We start from the raw sequence: 17,496 nt of genomic DNA, 5'->3' as shown, positions 1-17,496 counted from the left end.
CGGATCCGACCGAGTCGGGGATGTGTCATCTCGGCGGCAGAACTGTCTCACGGGCGCGTCCGCGCGCGGTCGGGCGCAGGGGGGCGCTGCCCTTGGGAAAGGGTGTGGTCCTGTCCACGGGGGACAGGACCACACAGGGTAGACGGCCGGTCAGCCCTCGTCGGTCACGGCCGTGACCGAGGACTGCGGCTGCTGGTCCGCGGCCGCGGTCTTCTTCGGCGCCGCCTTCTTGGCGGTCGTCTTTGCGGTCGTCTTGGCGGCGGCCGCCTTGGTGGTCTTCGCCGCCTTCTTGGCCGTCGTCTTCTTGGCGGCGGTCTTCTTCTCGGCCGTCTTCTCGGCCGTCTTCTTGGCCGTCGTCGCCTTCTTGGCGGCGGTCTTCTTCGCCGGGGCCTTCTTCGCCGGGGCCTTCTTGGCCGCCTTGCGGGCGGTCTTCTTGGCCGGAGCGGCTTCCTCGGCGGCCTCGCCCTCCGCCTCGGCGGCGGGCTCCTCCGAGGGCTTCCCGGCGGGCTCGGCGGACGGCTCCTGCGCCGGGGCCGACGGGACGACCGTCACGGCCGCGTCCTCGGAAGCGGTGGAGGTGCTCGGCTTTCGCACCGCGCGACGGCGCGGACGGGCCGGGGCCTCGGGCTCCGCCTGGGCGGCAGCCTCGGTCGGGGCGGCAGACTCCGCCGGGGCGGGAGCCTCCGCCGGGGCCTCCTCGGCCTTCGGCGCCTCCTCCGCCTTCGCGGTCTCGGCGACCGTCACCACCGCGGCCTCCGCTCCCGCCGGGGAACCGGCCGGCGCGGACACCTTGCGGGTGGCCCGGCGACGACCACGGCCCTTGGGGGCGGCTTCCTCGACGGCCGGCTCAGGAACCACCGCGTCCTCCACGGCCGCGGGCTCGGCCAGCGCTTCGGCGGCCGACTCCGGCTGCACCGGACGCTCCACCTCCTGCGCCGCGGTCACGTCCTGGGCCGTCGGGGCGGCCTCGGCCGCGGGCTCCTGCGCCTTCTGCCGGCCGGCCTTCTCGGCCTCCCGCTTCGGGGCACCCGCGGGAGCGGACGCCCGCCGGCTCGCCCGGCGGCGCGTACGCCCACGGGTGGCCGCGGCCTCCGCCTCGGCGGCGCTGCTGTACAGCTCCTCGTCCGGGACGAACTCGGGCGCCGGGAGCGCGACCGGCTCCGCCGCCTCGGCGGCGACCTCGGCCGCCGACTCCGCCTCCGCCTCCTGCTCGGGCGTCGCGACGACCACGGCGACCTCGTGCTCGTGCTCGTGCGGCTGCTCCGCCGCACCGGCCCGCGCCCGCTTCCTGCGCTTGCCGCCACCGGCGGCGGCCGGCTGGTCGAGGTGCACGATGACACCGCGCCCGTTGCAGTGGACGCAGGTCTCCGAGAACGACTCCAGCAGACCCTGGCCGACCCGCTTGCGGGTCATCTGGACCAGGCCCAGCGACGTCACCTCGGCGACCTGGTGCTTCGTACGGTCCCGGCCCAGGCACTCCAGCAGGCGCCGCAGCACCAGGTCCCGGTTGGACTCCAGCACCATGTCGATGAAGTCGATGACGATGATGCCGCCGAGGTCGCGCAGCCGCAGCTGACGCACGATCTCCTCGGCCGCCTCCAGGTTGTTCCTGGTGACCGTCTCCTCGAGGTTGCCGCCCTGCCCGGTGAACTTGCCGGTGTTGACGTCGATGACGATCATCGCCTCGGTCCGGTCGATCACCAGCGAACCGCCGCTGGGCAGCCAGACCTTGCGGTCCAGCGCCTTGGCGAGCTGCTCGTCGATCCGGTACGTGGCGAAGACGTCGACCTCGCTGGTCCACCGGGACAGCCGCTCGGCCAGGTCGGGCGCCACGTGCGACACATACCCGTGGATGGTCTCCCAGGCCTCGTCACCGCTGACGACGACCTTGGAGAAGTCCTCGTTGAAGATGTCCCGCACGACCCGGACGGTCATGTCCGGCTCGCCGTACAGCAGCGTGGGCGCGCTGCCGCCGTTCTTGGACTTCTTCTTGATCTCCTCCCACTGCGCCTGGAGGCGTTCGACGTCGCGGCGCAGTTCGTCCTCGCTCGCGCCCTCGGCGGCGGTGCGCACGATGACGCCCGCGTCCTCGGGGACGATCTTCTTGAGGATGGTCTTCAGCCGGGACCGCTCGGTGTCGGGCAGCTTGCGGCTGATGCCGGTCATCGAGCCCTCGGGCACGTACACGAGGTAGCGGCCCGGGAGGGAGACCTGGCTGGTGAGACGGGCGCCCTTGTGACCGATCGGGTCCTTGGTCACCTGGACCAGCACCGACTGGCCGGACTTCAGCGCGGACTCGATGCGGCGCGGGCCGCCCGACATGCCGAGCGTCTCGAAGTTGACCTCACCGGCGTAGAGCACCGCGTTGCGGCCCTTGCCGATGTCGATGAAGGCGGCCTCCATCGACGGCAGCACGTTCTGCACCTTGCCGAGGTAGACGTTGCCGACGTACGACGTCGCCTGCTCCTTGTTGACGTAGTGCTCGACGAGCACCCCGTCCTCCAGGACGCCGATCTGCGTACGGTCGCCCTGCTGGCGCACCACCATGACGCGCTCGACGGCCTCACGGCGGGCCAGGAACTCGGCCTCGGTGATGATCGGCACACGGCGGCGGCCCTGCTCGCGGCCCTCGCGGCGGCGCTGCTTCTTCGCCTCCAGACGCGTGGAGCCCTTGATGGACTGCACCTCGTCCGACGGCTCGGACGCCTTGCGCGGCTCGCGCACCTTGACGACCGTGCGCTCCGGGTCGTCACCGGAGGACTCGCCCTCACCGGCTCCGTCACCGGCCCGGCGACGGCGGCGGCGACGGCGACGGCTGCTGCTGGAGCCGCCGGAATCCTCGCGGTCCTCGGCGTCCTCCGCCGCCTGCTCGGCGGTGTCCTCGGCGTCCTGGGCGGCCTGCTCCGCGGAGAGGCGCTCGGTGTCGGCGTCCCCTTCCCCGGATTCCCCGGATTCCGCGGACTCGTCGCCCTCGGCCTCCGTCTCGGCGGACTCGCCGCGCCGGCGGCGACGGCCACCGCGGCGGCGGCGACGGCGGGAACCGGAGGACTCGTTGTCGTCCTGGTCCTCGGTGTCGGCGTCCGCGTGGTCCTCGGCCGGCTCCTCGGCCTCCTCCTCGTCGGTCGCCGGAGCGGCCTGCGCGGTCTCCTCCGCGTCGCCCGCACCCCGGCGCCGGCGACGGCGGCGGGAGGCTGCGGGCTGCTCCTCCGGGAACTCCTCGGTCTCCTCCGGCTCGGCGGCCTCGGCCGCCGCCTCGGCGGCGGCGCGCTCGGGGGTCTGGAAACGGGGCTCGGTGAACACCGGCGGCTGGAACACGGCGACGGCGGGGCGCGCGGGGCGCCGCGGCGAGCTCTCCGCCTCCTCGCTTTCGGCGGCGCGGGCGTCCCGCGCGGGCTCGGCGAATCCGGCGGCGGCCTTGCGGGCGGCGCGACGGCGGCGGCGCGGGCCGGCCTCCTCGGCGGGTGCCTGCTCGGCGGGTGCCTGCTCGGCCTCGGGAGCCTGGGCGGCGAACGCCTCTACGGGGGTCTCGTCCTGCTTGTCGTTCTCGGTCACCGGGGCCTCCTCGGCGGTCGGGGCGGCCTGCTCGGTCTCGTCTGCGTCGCCCTCCGCCGTCGCGGCGGTCACCGGCGTACCGGCCGGAGCGGACGCACTGCGCGCGGCGCGGCGCCGGGTGCGGCGGGGAGCGGCGTCCTCGCCGGCCTCGGGGGCTTCAGCGGCGGGGGCTTCGGGTGCTTCGGGTGTCTCGGCGGGCGCGGTTGGCGCCTCCGCCGGGGATGTCACGGTGCGGGTGGCACGGCGGCGGGTGCGGCGCGGGGCGGCGTCCTCGTCGGCCTCGGGGGCCTCAGGCGTCGCGGCCGTCTCGGCGGTCCCGGTGGCCTCAGCGGTCTCGGCGGCCTCGGCGGGCTCCGTCGGCGAGGTCACGGAGCGCGTCGCCCGGCGACGGGTGCGGCGGGGAGCCGCGTCCTCGGCGGCGGGTTCAGGGGCGGGCTCGTCGGCCGGAGCGGTCCCGGACGCGGCCGGAGTCGCCGGCACGACCGTCTCGGCGGCCTCCGCGGACGCCGGTGCCCCTGCGGGCGCGGCCGCACGGCGGACCACACGACGACGCCGAGGCGCGGCGGCCTCGGTCTCCTTCTCCGCGGTCTCCCGGTCCTCCACGAGCTCAGCGGGCTGAGCGGGCTCGGGCGACTCAGGGACGTCGGCGCTCTCGGTGGTCGGTATGGCGGGCGCGACGGTCTCGGCCGTCGCGCCGACCGTGGCGGCGGGCGGGCCCGCCGGGCGGGAAGCGGCACGGCGCCGCCTCGGCGGCAGGGTGTCGCTCGGAGTGTTCGGTTCGGAGCCCTCGATGGGCTCGATCGGTTCGAGCATGCGGGCGTTTCTCCCGTCAGGCTCCCGGGCGCCGCAACCTGGTCCGGCGATGCCGGTGACGTCCGCGGCTCGCGCGATGCGCGGTTGCCGCCGTCCGGGGCGCGGGCGCCGCTCGGGAGCTCTCTGTGTCCTGTCTCGCCGGTTCCGTACGCCCAATGCGTACGGCCTGGCGAAAGTCTTCTGGTCGGTGCGCTGCCCGACCCAGGTGGCTCCCGAGTTCGAGGGCGGCGCTTACGACGTACGTCCCTGCGCGGGACCTTCCTTACGCCGGCGCCGTCGCGGCGGCAGTGGCGCCGGCCGGATGCGGCTCGGTCGCTGCTGCCTCGCGGTCGGGCGCGAGCGGGTCGGTCACCGTGCCGGTCTCTTCATCGAACAGCCCCTGCGCCAGCCTGGTCACCGCTGCGGGGACCGGCGGCGCCAGGTCGGCCACGGCGCGGAGACCGGACAGGACGTCGTCGGGTCGTACGGCAGGCGTCACGTGCCGAACAACCAGGCGCAGTATCGCACAGGCCTGGTCGGTCGGCCTATCAGCCGGCGACGAGTGCGTTTCCGCGCTCTCCAGGTGTGCCACCGCCGAGCGGGCGTCGAAGGTGCGGACGCCGTTCTTGGTGCGGCGCTGGACCTCCACGGTCCCGGCCGCGTTGAAGACGTCCACCGCGCGGCGGGCGTCCTCGGGGGCGATGCCGTCCAGCCGCAGCTCCCACACGGAAGCCGTCAGCCGGTCGGCGAGACTCGACGAGCGGGCCTCGACCGCCTCGACGATGTCGAGCCCGGCGGGCAGTGACTCGTCGAGAAGGGCCCGCAGCCGCTCGGGGTCGCGCGGCTCGGTGAGCGCGATCTCCAGGTATTCCGCCTCACTGCCCGTGCCGGTGGGTGCGGCATTGGCATACGACACCTTCGGATGCGGCGTGAACCCCGCCGAGTACGCCATCGGCACCTCGGCGCGGCGCAGCGCGCGCTCGAAAGCACGCTGGAAGTCACGGTGGCTGGTGAACCGGAGGCGGCCGCGCTTGGTGTAACGCAGTCGGATGCGCTGCACCGCGGGTGCGGGCGGCGGGCCTTCGGGCTGTCGCTTGCCCAGTGTTCTTCAGTCCTTCGTGAGAGCGGTCGTACTGCTACCAAGAGTACGTGCCTCCCGGCCGGTAGGTTCCCGCCGGGGCGTGAGCTGCGGATCCTTCGGTCCGCCCAGCAGCATCCGGCGGACGTCGGCACGGGCCCGGCGGACTGAGGCGCGGGCGGACTCGAGCGCCTGCCGGGTGGCCCGGCCCACGGCACGCGCGGCGTGGCCGGCGGGCCGCAGCACGGCGTCGCGCACCACATGTCCCACCGGAGTCAGCACACTGCGGTACACCCACCGCGCCGGCTCCACGAAGATCCACCGGAAGAGGGTCCCGAGGGCCCTCCCCACGGCGAGCGAGATGTACCCGGCGACCCGCCAGGCGTGCCCGAGCGCGGCGCCGATCTCCCGCGCGACGACACCGAGCACCCGCCCGGCCGGCGCCAGCACCCAGCGCCACACCGCGAGCGCGGGCAGCACCAGCAGGATCCGGGTGATCCAGTACAGCCCCGTGCCGATCCCGGCGGCGATCACCGTCACCAGCCACACGCATCCCCGGCCGCACCAGGCAAGCGCGTGCCCCACCGGCGTCAGCACCCACCGGTACACCCACACCGACGGCACGACGAGGAGATGCCTCCCCAGCCACACGACCCTCGCCCACAGCCCGGCACCGGCGGCGGCGAGCGCGTGCCCGACTGGCGTCAGCACCCGCGCGTACACCCAGGCCGACGCATGCCCGAGGGGAGTCAGCACATATCGGTAGCACCACACGGCCGGAAGGACGAGAAGCACCCTCCCCAGCCACGCCGCTCCCCTGCCCAGCGGCACGAGCACATACCGCCACAGCCCCACGAACGGCCACACGAACACCGCACGCCCCATCCACAGCAGCGCCCGCCCGACCGGCCGCAGCACCGTGTCGTTCAGGAACCGCCCGGCGACCACCAGCGCGTCCCACAGCATCCGCACCGGTACGACCAGCACCAGAACCACGATCCGCACGGGGACACGGATCGCCACGACAAGGCACCCCTCGCCGCCCGCGGGCCGCTCCGGCGACTTCTCCAGCTCCATACCCGCAAGGACGCCGTAGCCGCCCGCACGGATCCCACAAGGCCGAAAAAAATATTGCTAATACGCTGAGCGCCAGTCGGAGAACCGGAATGCCGAGACTTACACAAAACAATTATCACCACGGCCGTTCACTCATTCGCCGCGCATCCAAGTGAAACAGCCGCCGTTAGTCGCTGTATGAAGGAAAGCAGGTCAGGGCCGCTCCAACTGCACGTCACAGAACCGCTGTTGACCGCCGCCACCGGCCCGATGAATCAATCCTGACATGAATGATGAACGCTACGACCATCTCTGGTACGGCGCCGACGTCCCGGACCAATACCCCGAAGCGGGCACCGGACGGCACCGGGCCGGAGCCGTCTACGCGGAGCCCGTGGAACCGGCCGTGCCCCCCTGGGACCCGGCCGAGGAACTGGCCTATCTGCTCCAGGAGGCCCGCAGCGAGGAGTACGGCAGAACCGTGCCGCCCCCGCGCGAGGAGGCCTCGGTCACCGCGCCCCCCATCGGCAGCCCCATGGGCAATCTGCAGGAGATCACGGCCGAACTGCCACCCCTGCGCGCCCCGCGCGGACACCGCAGACCCCCGCGCAAACGCCCCGATGCAGTGCGCGTCGCCAGCTATGTCATCGCCGCCATGGCAGCGGTCACCGTGTCGATGGTGAGCGTCTTCAGCGGCGTGGTCACCTACGAACCCCTGCTGCTCGTCACCACGGCACACAGCACCGGCAGTTCATCGGCCTGGTGGCCCATCCTGGTCTACGGCCCCTGGCTCGCCGGATCACTCTCCATCCTCCGCGCGGCACTCCACCAACGCCGCGCTCTGCACTCCTGGTTCGTCGTCCTGCTCTTCTCCTCCGTCGCGGTTCTCCTCTGCGTGGCCCAGGCCCCCCGCACCATCACCGACACGGCCGCGGCGGCCCTGCCGGGCGTCGCCGCCCTGGCCTGCTTCCAGCAACTGGTCCGCCAGATCACCCTCACCCGCCCGCCCCGCCGCACGGTCACCCCCCGCCACCGCATCCGCCCCTACGGCCGCGAGACCCCTTAGCACGGGCCACGACCACACAGACAACGAAGAAGCGGCCCCCACCGACGGCGGGGGCCGCTTCCTTGCAGCCGGAGGGCTCACCTCACGTCAGTGGGAGTGACCACTCGACGCGGGCGTGGGACCGCTGTTCTTGACCGTGAGAGGCAGCAGCTTCTTGCCGGTCGGGCCGATCTGGATGCTGGTGTCCATCTGCGGACATATGGAAAAACACTCAAAACCAGCTCTACGCTGCCCGACATGAGTAAACGAGGACAGCGGCGGCTCGCGGCGGAGCGAGCGGCCTACAACGTGAAAGCCGAGTGGACCGCAGCCGATCTCGCGCTCCTGGAGGAGCTGAAGCAGGCTGAGGCGCCGCTCCCCGAGGACGCTCCCCGGGCACTCCTGTCGATCCGCTTATCCGTACTGACGGACGAGACGACGTCGCCGGTACGCCAGGAACTCGATCTCCGCATCCTGGCCAGGGAGCGGGGTTGCCGAGTCGTCGGCGTCGCTTCGGACCTGAACGTGTCGGCGACGAAGGTCCCGCCGTGGAAGCGGAAGGAACTCGGGGACTGGCTGAACAACCGCTCCCCCGAGTTCGACGAGATCCTTTTCTGGAAGCTCGATCGCTTCGTGCGCCGACTCTCCGACCTCTCCACGATGATCGAGTGGAGCCTGAAGCGCGGGAAGAACCTGGTCTCGAAGAACGACAGCCTCGACCTCGCGACGACCGCCGGGAAGATCATGGTCACGATCATCGGCGGTATCGCCGAGGTCGAGGCGGCCAACACCTCCACCCGTGTCACGAGCCTGTGGGACTACGCGAAGTCCCAGGAGGAATGGCTCATCGGGAAGCCGGCGTACGGCTACGTCACCGACGAGGACGACACGGGGAGGGTCGTTCTCGTCATCGATCCTGAGGCACACAAGGCACTGCACTGGGCACGCCGCATGGCACTTCGCGGACGCTCCGCCCGTTTCATGGTGCGCTGCCTCAAGCGGGCCGGGCTCATGAGTCAGGGGCTCACCGTGGTGACGCTCCTTCGCCGGCTCCGTAACCCGGCTCTCCTCGGCTACCGCGTGGAGGAGGACAAGAACGGCGGACAGCGTCGCTCGAAGCCGGTCCTCGGCAAGGACGGCAAGCCGATCAGGGTCGCTTCTCCGATCTTCACCGAGGAGGAGTTCGAGACTCTCGGCGCAGCGCTGGACAAGCGGATGAAGAAGCAGCCGCCGCGCCGTCCCGGCGGAGCCACGCAGTTCCTCGGCGTGCTCCTGTGCGCCGACTGCAAGACGAACATGACCGTGCAGGTCACGAGGAACGGGTTCGGTACCTATCCCTACCTTCGGTGCCGCAACTGCAAGAGCGGGGGACACGGGGCGCCCAACCCGGAGCGGGTCTACGAGCGCCTGGTGGAGGACGTACTCAAGGTCCTCGGAGACTTCCCCGTACAGGTTCGTCAGTACGCGGAGGGCGCCGAGGCGCGACGGGAGATCAAGCGCCTTCAGGAGTCCGTCGCGCTCTACATGAGGGAACTCGAACCCGGAGGCCGGTACACGAAGACGCGGTTCACGAAGGAGCAGGCAGAGACGACACTGGACAAGCTCATTGGGGAGCTCCAAGCGATCGACCCCGAGACGGCGAAGGACCGATGGGTCAACGTCCACGGCGGCAAGACGTTCCGTGAGCACTGGCAGGAAGGCGGCATGGAGGCCATGTCCGCAGACCTGTACCGCGTCGGGATCCGCTGTGAGGTTACCCGCACGAAGGTACCGGGGGTCCGGGCTCCGAAGGTGCACCTTCGCCTTCTGATCCCGAAGGACGTACGCGAACGGCTCGTGATCCGCGAAGACGACTTCGCGCAAGCCTTCTGATCCCAGGCCACACAAGGACGAAGCCGCCTTCCCGTCACACAGGGAGGCGGCTTCACGTCTCACTCGACCCAAGTAGTGGCGTCGAACGGTTCTTCCGTGCCGTCCTCATCCACGATCACGATCTCACTTTCGATCAGTTGTGGCACTGTCGTTCGCAGACTCAAGTTCGGGTAGAGGAGTGATCAGCCTTCACCTCCCCGTGCTGGCATCAGCGCTGAGCCGCCGACACTCCGCGAGGTCTTCGGCGACTCCGGCCGCGATCAGAGCGGCGCCAGGGGTGTGACCGGAGCCGACGTAACGCCAGTGCGCATCCGTGATCGCTTCCGGGGTGTCGGCATGGCCGATGTGGTGGGCACGTTCGGCGCGTAAGGCCGCGTAGGTGGTGGAGTAGGCCCGCGATTTGGTGAGGCTGTGGCCGCGGTAGCCGAGGGTGTGGGTCCAGGTGCGCAGGTGCAGGGGTGCGTACTCGGGAAGACCGCCGAGGCGCCAACAGGTGCGCATCAGGGTGCTGGCGTGCCCGCTCACGGGTGCCGCATTGGTGTCGTCCCAGGTGGTGACCTTGTGGTCGGTGCCGGCGCCTGTCTCGCTCGCTCCCTTGGTGACGTACTTCGCGACATACGCGGCCACCGCGTCATCACCGGGCCCGTCACCGTCGGCGTACAGCGGACGGATGTCGAGTTGGGCACCCCAGCGAAGGAGCAGTTCGCCCACGGCCAGGCTGTACGGAGTGCGGACCAGGACCCTCCCGGCGGAGGCGCGAACAGCGTTGGTGAGTCGGTCGGCCGTGCCCCAGGACGGGGGTTCGTCGGCCGGTCCATCGGGGCCGTCGAGGCGGACGACGGCGTGCACGTGGACGGCCGCCCGTTTCTGGTACTCGGCGACGCGCGCGAAGGACAGTTGGGCGTGGTGGGCGAAGTGGGACTGTACGAGGCCGGCGGAGGAGGCGAGGCGCCGTCGGACGTCGATGGCGAAGCGGTCCCACAGCTTGGAGGCGTGCGCGTGCCAGAGGACGTGTCCGGTGTAGTCGTAGCAGTCGGGGCACAGGGGTTGGCCGACGAGGGGATTTCGCAGTGTGCTCGGCGCCGCAGCCGAGAGGACGGCCATGTTCGCACGTGCCGCCGTTACGGCGAGGGCGGCAGCGTTCCCCGGTCCGGTGCACGGGGCCGAAGGACGGTGCGGTCAGGGTGACGAAGAGCCGTGGGCGGTCGCGGACGGTGGTGGGGACGTTCTTGCCGCCGATCAGGCCTGCGCGGACGAGGTGGAAGGTGTCGCCCGCGTGGAGGCGCGAGCAGGGGGCGCAGACGGTTGCCCGGCGGTTGCGGCAGCGGACGAGGAGGCGTTCGCCGGGTTCGTTGCGGGTGTCGTACTGGCGGAGGATCTCGCCGGTTGTGCCGTCCAGGGTGGTGGTGGAGCCGGAGAGGTGGACGGGGTGGGAGCAGCCGCCGGTAGCGGTGATCTGCTCCAGCCAGCGGGAGAAGTGCGGATCTTGGGCGATACGGATGGCGTCGCGGTCCGTTTCGGGGAGCTGACGCAGGCGCACCGCGCGGTCGAGGACGGCGCGCCTGTCAGCGGGGGTGAAGTCCGGGGTGATGGTGGTGACCTTCCGGGGTGGGCCGCCGCAGCGGAACGGAGGATGGTGGGTGGCGCGTGGTCGGTCATGGGGATCACCTCTCTTGCTCGGCCGGTGGGCGGGTGGGGTCATCGGATGTTTCCGGTGCCCCGGCAGACGCGGCAGCGGCGCAGCCGTCCGGTCCAGGTCTTGCGGGCCCCGTCGCCCTTGCAGTGCGCCTCACGCGAGGCATGGGCATGGTGGTGTGTCCTTCCTGTCTCAGGTGTGGGAGAAGCCGCTGATGAACCAGGTGATGAGGCCGTGCACGGTGTAGACCACGGGGGTCTGGCCGAGGTAGACGCCGAAGAGGCCGACGCAGACCGCTTCCCAGGCCGCGGGAGCGGACGAGAAGAACGGTGATGATCCCGAAGATCACCGCGAACGTGAACGCCGTACCTTCGCTGATCACTTGTTGTCTCCTTCCAGCGCCGCCAGGGCGCGGGCGACGGTGGGCAGTTCCGGGGTCATGGCGGAGTACTGCCGGGCCGTGGCAATGGCCTCATCAGTGGGAGTCAGGTTCGAGCGGGCACGGCTCCAACCGCCGTCCGGTCCGGTGCACACGGCGACGCCCCGTTCCTCGGGTGTGATCGCTTGCGCGACGGCCACGGCGTCCTTGTTGAGATCACCCAAGGTCATCTCTGCCGTGCCAGGGTCGTTGACCCGGTGGCAGATACGGCCGCCAAGCTGTGCCCGCAGGGCGGTGACGCCGGGGCCGAGGTCGGAGCCGACGCGTTGCCCGGCGACGACCAGGTGCAGGCCGAGCGCGGCCCCGAGCTGGGCCAGCCGGAGCAGGAGTGTGGAGCACTGTTCGGCTTCCGCCTTGCTCTCACGGGTGCCGTCGGACAGGTACAGTTCCGCGATCTCGTCGACCAGGACGACGACCGGCACGGGCCGCAACTTGTCGGGCAGTTCCCAGATAGAGCGCACTCCGGCCGTACGGCAGGCGTTCATCCATTCCTGCATGTCGACCACGAGCGCGGAGAGCACGGCGACCGCTTCGCGCCGGCAGGTCGCGAGGGCGCTCAGCCGTCCGGCGAACAGGCCGAGTTCCATGCCGCCCTTGCAGTCGATGCCGACCAGGGCGACACGTTGCGGAGCAAGCTGGGCGATCAGCCTGGCCAGCAGGGTGGACTTGCCGGAGCGGGTGGCCCCGGCGATGAGCCAGTGCGGGACGAGCCTCAGATTCATCACCCAGGCGCCGCCGCTCTCCAGTGCGCCGATGAGCGCGGACAGCAGTTCGGCCGGGGCAGTTACTAAGCCGGGCCGCTGGAGTGGGTCAGTGGCCATCGCGGACAGCAGGATGAGGCCGCGTTCCGGGCAGGTGACCCGCACTACGTGGACCCGCCATGCGTGAACCAGGGCATCTGCCGCCTTCATGTACGTCGCCGGGGTCTGGCCCGCGTGCAGCCGCACGGTCACCGTCAGCCCCATGCGGGTGGCGCGCGGGAACGAGGCCCTTGGAGCGATCGGCCGGACCGGATCGCCCTTGACCACCAGGTCCCCGAGCAGCCCGCGGGGCGGACGACGGGAGACGGCGAAGTCGTTGAGCATGGCGACCTTGCGCCAGGTGAGGACCACCCGGCACGCGGTGACGGGGTAACCGATGAGGTACCACTGCCAGACCGGGCGGTGCCGGCGTACCAGGTCACCGACGACGAGCACCCAGGCCAGCACCGCGAGCGCGAAGGCGAGCAGGATCGGCCCCATCACGCGTCACCGCCCTTGCGATGTGCGGCAGCGCCGCTGTGCACGGGCGTGATCGCGTCCGCCCGGAAGCTGACGCCGTGCCGGTCGCCCATGGCCCACATGAACGGCGTCAGTCCGGTGACCGTGACGATCTGCCCTTCCTCGATGCCCTTGGGCTCACCGGTCACCGCGATCTCGATAACGGATATCCGCCGCCGGTCCTGCCGCACGGTGACGGCCACGGTGAACACCGGATTGCCGTCCGGGTCCTTCTTCACCTCCTGTGTCTCGGGGTTGCTGATCTTCGCTTCCGGCGCGATGGCGCACCGCAGTACACCGAGCCGCGCCGTGTCCACGGGAATGGACTGCATGTTCTTCGGCCTCCCTGGCCAGTCAGGACGCCCGACACATTCGGACGTCACTTGTCCTTACGAGTTACGACTATGGAGCGCTGTACAACAGGGCGCAACTACTTATGCTGACGAGTGATGACGCGCGTGCGACGTGCCTACGACACCGAACCGGAGAAGCCGAGATGACGGAGATCCAGCGCCCCGGAGCCCTCTACCAGCAGGTGGCCGCCGCCATCCGAGAGGCGATCCTTTCCGGCGAGTTCGCACCGGACTCCCCCTTGCCGTCGGAGTCCCAACTGATCAACCGTTACGGGGTCTCCCGACCCACCGTGCGCAACGCGATCGCCGCACTGCGCGCGGAAGGGCTGATCGATGTACGGCACGGCAAGGGCAGCTTCGTACGCTCCGACGGCCAGCCCGCCCTCACCATCGAACGCCGCATCAACCGCACCAGCGACGACCGGTTCACCATGCCCAACAGTGACGCATGGGAGGAGACCGAGGAGCCGACCACCTACCGCACCCGCACCACCAAGCCCACCGGCCACTTGCTCCAACTCGCCGAAGAGGAAGCGCTCTTCGGCTGTGACCGACTGCTGAACGACCCCGGCACCGGCACCCGCGCCATGCACCGCACCCTGATCCCCTTCGAGGTGGCCGAAGCCGTCCCGCCGCTCGGAAAGGAGCCGGGCCAGCAACCGGCAGAGATCTACCGACTGCTCACCCAAGACGGCCACACCCTGTGGTGGTCGGAGACAGTCCGCGCCCGTATGCCGCTGCCCGACGAACGCGCCACCCTCCAACTCCCGGATGCGACCCCGATCCTGCACCTGTCCCGCGTTACACACGGCACCGACGACCGCCCGCTGATCCTCGAAGAACTGCGCGTCGGTGCGGACCGTGCCGAGGTCGCCTACCGGATCACCGCCGACAAGCAGCCCGCCCGACGCCGCAAGGCATGAGGAACGAGGAGCATCGGTCGAAACCGCCTTCAGGCAGCTCCCATGGGGCGAGCCTCGAAGAACAGGGTGCCCATCGGGCACAAACGCGGGCAGGACCAGCGCCTGCCCGATTCGCCGGGCCAGCGTAGGGCCCCCTGTCCACTCGCCCCATGGCAGCTACCGCCCAAAGTCTCTCCGGCAGGCGACATGCCCACGCGCGCCGCTCACCGGCGAGAAGGCCCTTCATGACGCACCGCCGCTGCCATCGGCGAGTTGCTCCAGGAGCCCGGCGAGCAGCTCAGCCGCTTCCGGCCGGCCCGCCAGCCGCACGACCCCGCGCCCGTCCCTGTCCGTCGAGGCGACAGCCCGCACGGCGGACAGCTCGAAGCTCGCACCGAGGAGCGCGCGGTTCAACCGGTCCGCAGCCTCACGCGCCGTGCGCCAGCCCGAAACGTAGTCGACTCCCGGCACCCACAAGCCGCAGTCGTCCCCTGCGACATCGTCAAGCCCATCGCTCAGCCAGCTCTCGCCCGAGCCAGTCACCCTGCCCACCTCTGTCCCGATCCAGGTAACGCATCATCAAATCTCTTTGGACCAGGGCAAACACGCAGCACGGCGGCCCCGGTACCATCAGGCACCGGGAACCGCCGCGTTCCCAGCCGGGCCACCCCTCGCTTTCCAGGGCTGATGGGGTGGCCCGGTCTCGGTTTGTGGTTGTCAGGCGCGGCCCTCCGGCCGGGGAGGGAAGCTCCGGAAGTCCCGGAGGAGCCGCGCCCTGGCCAAAGGGGTCAAGCTCCGACCGGTTACCGGGCCGCCCCCGCTCCCGATCGCGAAGGAGCGAAACAAGGGCAGCGGCCCGGAGATCATCAGTGCGGCACGGGCTCTTCTTCGCTGTTCAGGTCAAAGCGGGCCCAGATCGTCTTTCCGCCGCGTTCCTCCGGCGTCCACCAGACCGCCGCCGCCAGTCGCTGAGCAATGAACAGCCCCCGACCGCTGTCGGGCACCATCGCTTCAGGCAACTCTCCGAGCAGGCCCGAGGAGAACGCCTCTCCCACCGGGAGCAGCGGAGGAGTCGAGTCCTCGTCGGCGACACCGATGAACAGCCACTTCGGCCACAGCTTGAAGATCAGTTCGATGCGTCGGCAGCCACCGGGGGTGGACAGATGCCGGTCTGGTACGGCGTGGTTCACCACGTTGCCGACCAGCTCCGAGACGACCAGCCGAGCATCGTCCACAACGGCACAGGCGCCCGCACCCCGGAGGAACACGGCCGTCATATAGCGCGCGACGCGCGCCGTGTCACTGAACTCGGCGAACAGGGTCAACGTCAGGAAGTGCCCGTCCGAGTACGGCTCCGGCGTCGCGAACCAGTGCGCGTACGCGTCCAGCTCACCCGCCAACCGTTCGGTCTTCCCCGCATCCATGACTTCCCCTTTCGAGGCTCCGCGGCGCTTGCTTCACGCACGCCAGTACACGGCGAAGCAGGCGTGACCGGGAGCGTTCACCAGGGGGTTCACGTGAACACCGGCAAAGGCAAAGGGGGTTCATCAATGAACCCCCAAGGCTGATACTGCTGTGACACGATGAACACTCGCCGTCATTCTCGGGTTGGCAGGGGAGCATGAGCCGAGAGCCGAACGCGCAGTTGATCGCCGTCATGGAACAGGCCAAGGTCTCGAACAAGGGCCTTGCGAAGCGCATGAAGGACACCGCCGCCGCACGCGGCATCACCCTTGGAACAGTGCATGTCTCCGTGCAGCGGTGGCGAGACGGCGCGGGCATCCAACCCCAGACAGCAGCGATCATGGCGGACGTACTGAGCACCAAACTCGGTCGCCGCATCAGGCCCGGCGATCTCGGCTTCTTCGACCACGCGCGGCCCGCCGCCCCCTCAGCCGGTCGGCTACCCGAACACCGTTCCCGAAGTGCTCGCCACACTGGGCAGCCTTGCAGACGAGACCGTCGGGACTCCCCCGAGGCTGCTATGTCGTGTCAAGCCGCTTGAGTGAGTTCTTCGACGTTGCCGAGTCGGTTCCGGTCGGGGCGCTCAAGGATCTTGAAGATCTGGCGGCAGATGACCCGCTTGAGGCATCGCTGCGCGTCACGGGAGGTCTTCCCTTCGGCGATCTTGCGTGCGATGTACGTCTTCGTAGAGGGATCGAGTCGCATCCGGATCAGGGTGATCGTGTGCATGGCCCGGTTGAGCTGCCGGTCGCCGCTGCGGTTGAGCCGGTGTCGGTTGGTCAGCCCTGACGAGGCAGGGATCGGCGAGACACCGGCGAAGGAGGCGAAGGCGGCTTCAGAGCGGAATCGTCCCTGGTGAGACCAGCTGACCAGTATCTGGGCGGCGGTGATCGGCCCGACTCCGAGCAGGCCGAGAAGCTCGGAGGCCTGCTGCCGCACCAGGGCGAGGATCTCGTTCTCCAGCTCCTTGGCCTCGGCCTGCAGGGCCTGAACGCGCTGTGGACCGCATGGCCCGCACCGTCATCCGGTGCTCGAGGCTCTGGGCCGGGCGGTCGCGGAACTGAGCGCAGTAGGCAATCTGGGCGGGGCGCTTGAGCTTCCGCAGCTCAGCGCGGAGGTCGTCCGGGGCGGAGACGATCAGAGCCTTGAGCTGGTTGATCGCGGCGGTGGAAGCGAGGACCGCACCGTGACGGGTGGCAAGCAGTACCCGCAGTGCCTCGCGTTCGCCGCGGAGGCGGGGCTGGATCAAGTGCTCGGTGGCCAGGGCCTCCTTGGCGGCCCGGATGGCGTCGAGCATGTCGGTTTTGCGGCCTCCACGGTTGGCCGCTCGCTTCGGGCGGCAGACCTCGACGACCTGCTCGCCGGCCTGGTCCAGGAAGGCCGCGAGGCCGGCGCCGTAGCTGCCGATACCTTCCAGGGCCCAGCAGCGGCGGCCGGGAACCTGCTGGCGGGCGAAGTCCAGCAGGCGCCGATAGCCGCGGGCGTTGGCCGGGGAATCTGTGCTGGCCAGGACGGCGCCGATGGGGCTGACGGCGGCTGCGGCGAGGGTGTCGCGGTGAGTGTCGACGCCGATGACGCCATCGACGTGTTCTGCGAGCATGGTCATGCGGTTGTTCTCCTCCAGGCGGACGACCGTGACGGCGTCGGCCTGGGTGGAGTCACCACGTGGCGGAACTGTGATGAGTCACGCCGGAAGGCGGACAAGCTGCTGATCAAGCCAACGGGTGGGCCGGGCCGACGCCCGTGTCCGGCAGACATCTCGGGGGAACGGCAGTCCCTGACGGAACGCCAGTTATGTTTCGAGTCATGCCGGATCACGAGCGCCGAGCCTGGCAGCAACCCATCCCGGGCCGCAGAAGAACTCTCACAGTTATGTTTTTCGCGGTCCTGCAAGAGGGCCGCTGGCCTCCGGGCCCGGCATGACTGTTGCCCCCCTGTCGAAGGCATGACCTGGGGGGTGGTGTCACCGGGCCCGAGAGGCGCCGTTGGAGACGCTGATGAGAGGTCCGACCACCGCCTGGCCTGGCGCAATGCCCGGCATCTCGCGG

13 protein-coding genes and 2 pseudogenes are annotated in these 17,496 nt (G+C 70.3%); 3 read left to right on the top strand and 12 right to left on the bottom strand.

Features of this window, described 5'->3' with window-relative positions; all coding sequences use genetic code 11:
* Positions 1–150 precede the first annotated feature (150 nt).
* The 3 genes from AB0L56_RS18090 to AB0L56_RS18080 form a co-directional block, all read right to left on the bottom strand.
* Positions 151–4,365, bottom strand: a complete 4,215-nt coding sequence (locus tag AB0L56_RS18090; RefSeq protein ID WP_365424429.1) for an Rne/Rng family ribonuclease — start codon at positions 4,363–4,365, stop codon at positions 151–153.
* A 262-nt stretch (positions 4,366–4,627) separates the two neighbouring features.
* Positions 4,628–5,404, bottom strand: a complete 777-nt coding sequence (locus AB0L56_RS18085; RefSeq protein WP_361023171.1) for a TIGR03936 family radical SAM-associated protein — start codon at positions 5,402–5,404, stop codon at positions 4,628–4,630.
* 48 nt (positions 5,405–5,452) lie between these two features.
* Positions 5,453–6,499 carry a hypothetical protein gene (locus AB0L56_RS18080; RefSeq protein WP_361023174.1) on the bottom strand — a complete coding sequence of 349 codons (1,047 nt, stop codon included), beginning with the start codon at positions 6,497–6,499 and terminating at the stop codon, positions 5,453–5,455.
* Between the two features lie 265 nt (positions 6,500–6,764).
* Between AB0L56_RS18080 and AB0L56_RS18075 the strand changes: the two genes are divergently transcribed.
* Both AB0L56_RS18075 and AB0L56_RS18070 read left to right on the top strand, forming a co-directional pair.
* Positions 6,765–7,544, top strand: a complete 780-nt coding sequence (locus AB0L56_RS18075; RefSeq protein ID WP_365424426.1) for a DUF2637 domain-containing protein — start codon at positions 6,765–6,767, stop codon at positions 7,542–7,544.
* 237 nt (positions 7,545–7,781) lie between these two features.
* Complete coding sequence (locus AB0L56_RS18070) at positions 7,782–9,395, top strand: recombinase family protein (protein ID WP_365424424.1); 1,614 nt, start codon at positions 7,782–7,784, stop codon at positions 9,393–9,395.
* 189 nt (positions 9,396–9,584) lie between these two features.
* On the opposite strand, the pseudogene AB0L56_RS18065 reads toward AB0L56_RS18070, so the two are convergent.
* The 4 genes and pseudogenes from AB0L56_RS18065 to AB0L56_RS18050 form a co-directional block, all read right to left on the bottom strand.
* Positions 9,585–11,097 (bottom strand): annotated as a pseudogene (locus AB0L56_RS18065) (replication initiator).
* A gap of 126 nt (positions 11,098–11,223) precedes the next feature.
* Positions 11,224–11,413 (bottom strand): annotated as a pseudogene (locus AB0L56_RS18060) (hypothetical protein).
* Positions 11,410–12,711 carry an FtsK/SpoIIIE domain-containing protein gene (locus AB0L56_RS18055; RefSeq protein WP_365424640.1) on the bottom strand — a complete coding sequence of 434 codons (1,302 nt, stop codon included), beginning with the start codon at positions 12,709–12,711 and terminating at the stop codon, positions 11,410–11,412. Before AB0L56_RS18055 ends, AB0L56_RS18060 begins: the two are co-directional and overlap by 4 nt.
* On the bottom strand, positions 12,711–13,061 hold the full coding sequence (locus AB0L56_RS18050; protein ID WP_365424422.1) for a hypothetical protein: 351 nt from the start codon (positions 13,059–13,061) through the stop codon (positions 12,711–12,713). The genes AB0L56_RS18055 and AB0L56_RS18050 overlap by 1 nt, the downstream gene beginning before the upstream one ends.
* Positions 13,062–13,225: 164 nt before the next feature.
* Here AB0L56_RS18050 and AB0L56_RS18045 point away from each other — a divergent pair, with 164 nt between their 5' ends.
* Complete coding sequence (locus AB0L56_RS18045; protein WP_365424420.1) at positions 13,226–14,005, top strand: GntR family transcriptional regulator; 780 nt, start codon at positions 13,226–13,228, stop codon at positions 14,003–14,005.
* Between the two features lie 222 nt (positions 14,006–14,227).
* Here the strand turns inward: AB0L56_RS18045 and AB0L56_RS18040 are convergent, their stop codons facing one another.
* The 5 genes from AB0L56_RS18040 to AB0L56_RS18020 all read right to left on the bottom strand — a co-directional run bounded on the left by AB0L56_RS18040 (position 14,228) and on the right by AB0L56_RS18020 (position 17,048).
* Complete coding sequence (locus AB0L56_RS18040; protein WP_365424418.1) at positions 14,228–14,527, bottom strand: hypothetical protein; 300 nt, start codon at positions 14,525–14,527, stop codon at positions 14,228–14,230.
* Between the two features lie 323 nt (positions 14,528–14,850).
* Entirely contained in the window at positions 14,851–15,408 is a 558-nt protein-coding gene (locus tag AB0L56_RS18035; protein WP_365424416.1) for an ATP-binding protein, read from the bottom strand.
* 173 nt (positions 15,409–15,581) lie between these two features.
* Positions 15,582–15,857 carry a hypothetical protein gene (locus AB0L56_RS18030; RefSeq protein WP_365424414.1) on the bottom strand — a complete coding sequence of 92 codons (276 nt, stop codon included), beginning with the start codon at positions 15,855–15,857 and terminating at the stop codon, positions 15,582–15,584.
* Between the two features lie 119 nt (positions 15,858–15,976).
* Positions 15,977–16,387 (bottom strand): IS110 family transposase, encoded by a 411-nt coding sequence (locus AB0L56_RS18025; protein ID WP_365424412.1) that lies wholly within the window; start codon positions 16,385–16,387, stop codon positions 15,977–15,979.
* Entirely contained in the window at positions 16,284–17,048 is a 765-nt protein-coding gene (locus AB0L56_RS18020) for a transposase (protein WP_365424639.1), read from the bottom strand. The genes AB0L56_RS18025 and AB0L56_RS18020 overlap by 104 nt, the downstream gene beginning before the upstream one ends.
* Positions 17,049–17,496 lie beyond the last annotated feature (448 nt).

This window comes from Streptomyces sp. NPDC052079 (assembly GCF_040680275.1).
In the GTDB taxonomy this organism is placed as follows: Bacteria; Actinomycetota; Actinomycetes; order Streptomycetales; family Streptomycetaceae; genus Streptomyces.
This window is presented reverse-complemented; position numbering and strand designations above follow the sequence as displayed.

Bases quoted from the DNA above. Each gene is read 5' to 3' on its own strand.
- AB0L56_RS18090 (WP_365424429.1), bottom strand. From the start codon at position 4,365: ATGCTCGAACCGATCGAGCCCATCGAGGGCTCCGAACCGAACACTCCG.
- AB0L56_RS18080 (WP_361023174.1), bottom strand. From the start codon at position 6,499: ATGGAGCTGGAGAAGTCGCCGGAGCGGCCCGCGGGCGGCGAGGGGTGC.
- AB0L56_RS18075 (WP_365424426.1), top strand. From the start codon at position 6,765: ATGAATGATGAACGCTACGACCATCTCTGGTACGGCGCCGACGTCCCG.
- AB0L56_RS18070 (WP_365424424.1), top strand. From the start codon at position 7,782: ATGAGTAAACGAGGACAGCGGCGGCTCGCGGCGGAGCGAGCGGCCTAC.
- AB0L56_RS18055 (WP_365424640.1), bottom strand. From the start codon at position 12,711: ATGGGGCCGATCCTGCTCGCCTTCGCGCTCGCGGTGCTGGCCTGGGTG.
- AB0L56_RS18050 (WP_365424422.1), bottom strand. From the start codon at position 13,061: ATGCAGTCCATTCCCGTGGACACGGCGCGGCTCGGTGTACTGCGGTGC.
- AB0L56_RS18045 (WP_365424420.1), top strand. From the start codon at position 13,226: ATGACGGAGATCCAGCGCCCCGGAGCCCTCTACCAGCAGGTGGCCGCC.
- AB0L56_RS18035 (WP_365424416.1), bottom strand. From the start codon at position 15,408: ATGGATGCGGGGAAGACCGAACGGTTGGCGGGTGAGCTGGACGCGTAC.
- AB0L56_RS18020 (WP_365424639.1), bottom strand. From the start codon at position 17,048: ATGCTCGCAGAACACGTCGATGGCGTCATCGGCGTCGACACTCACCGC.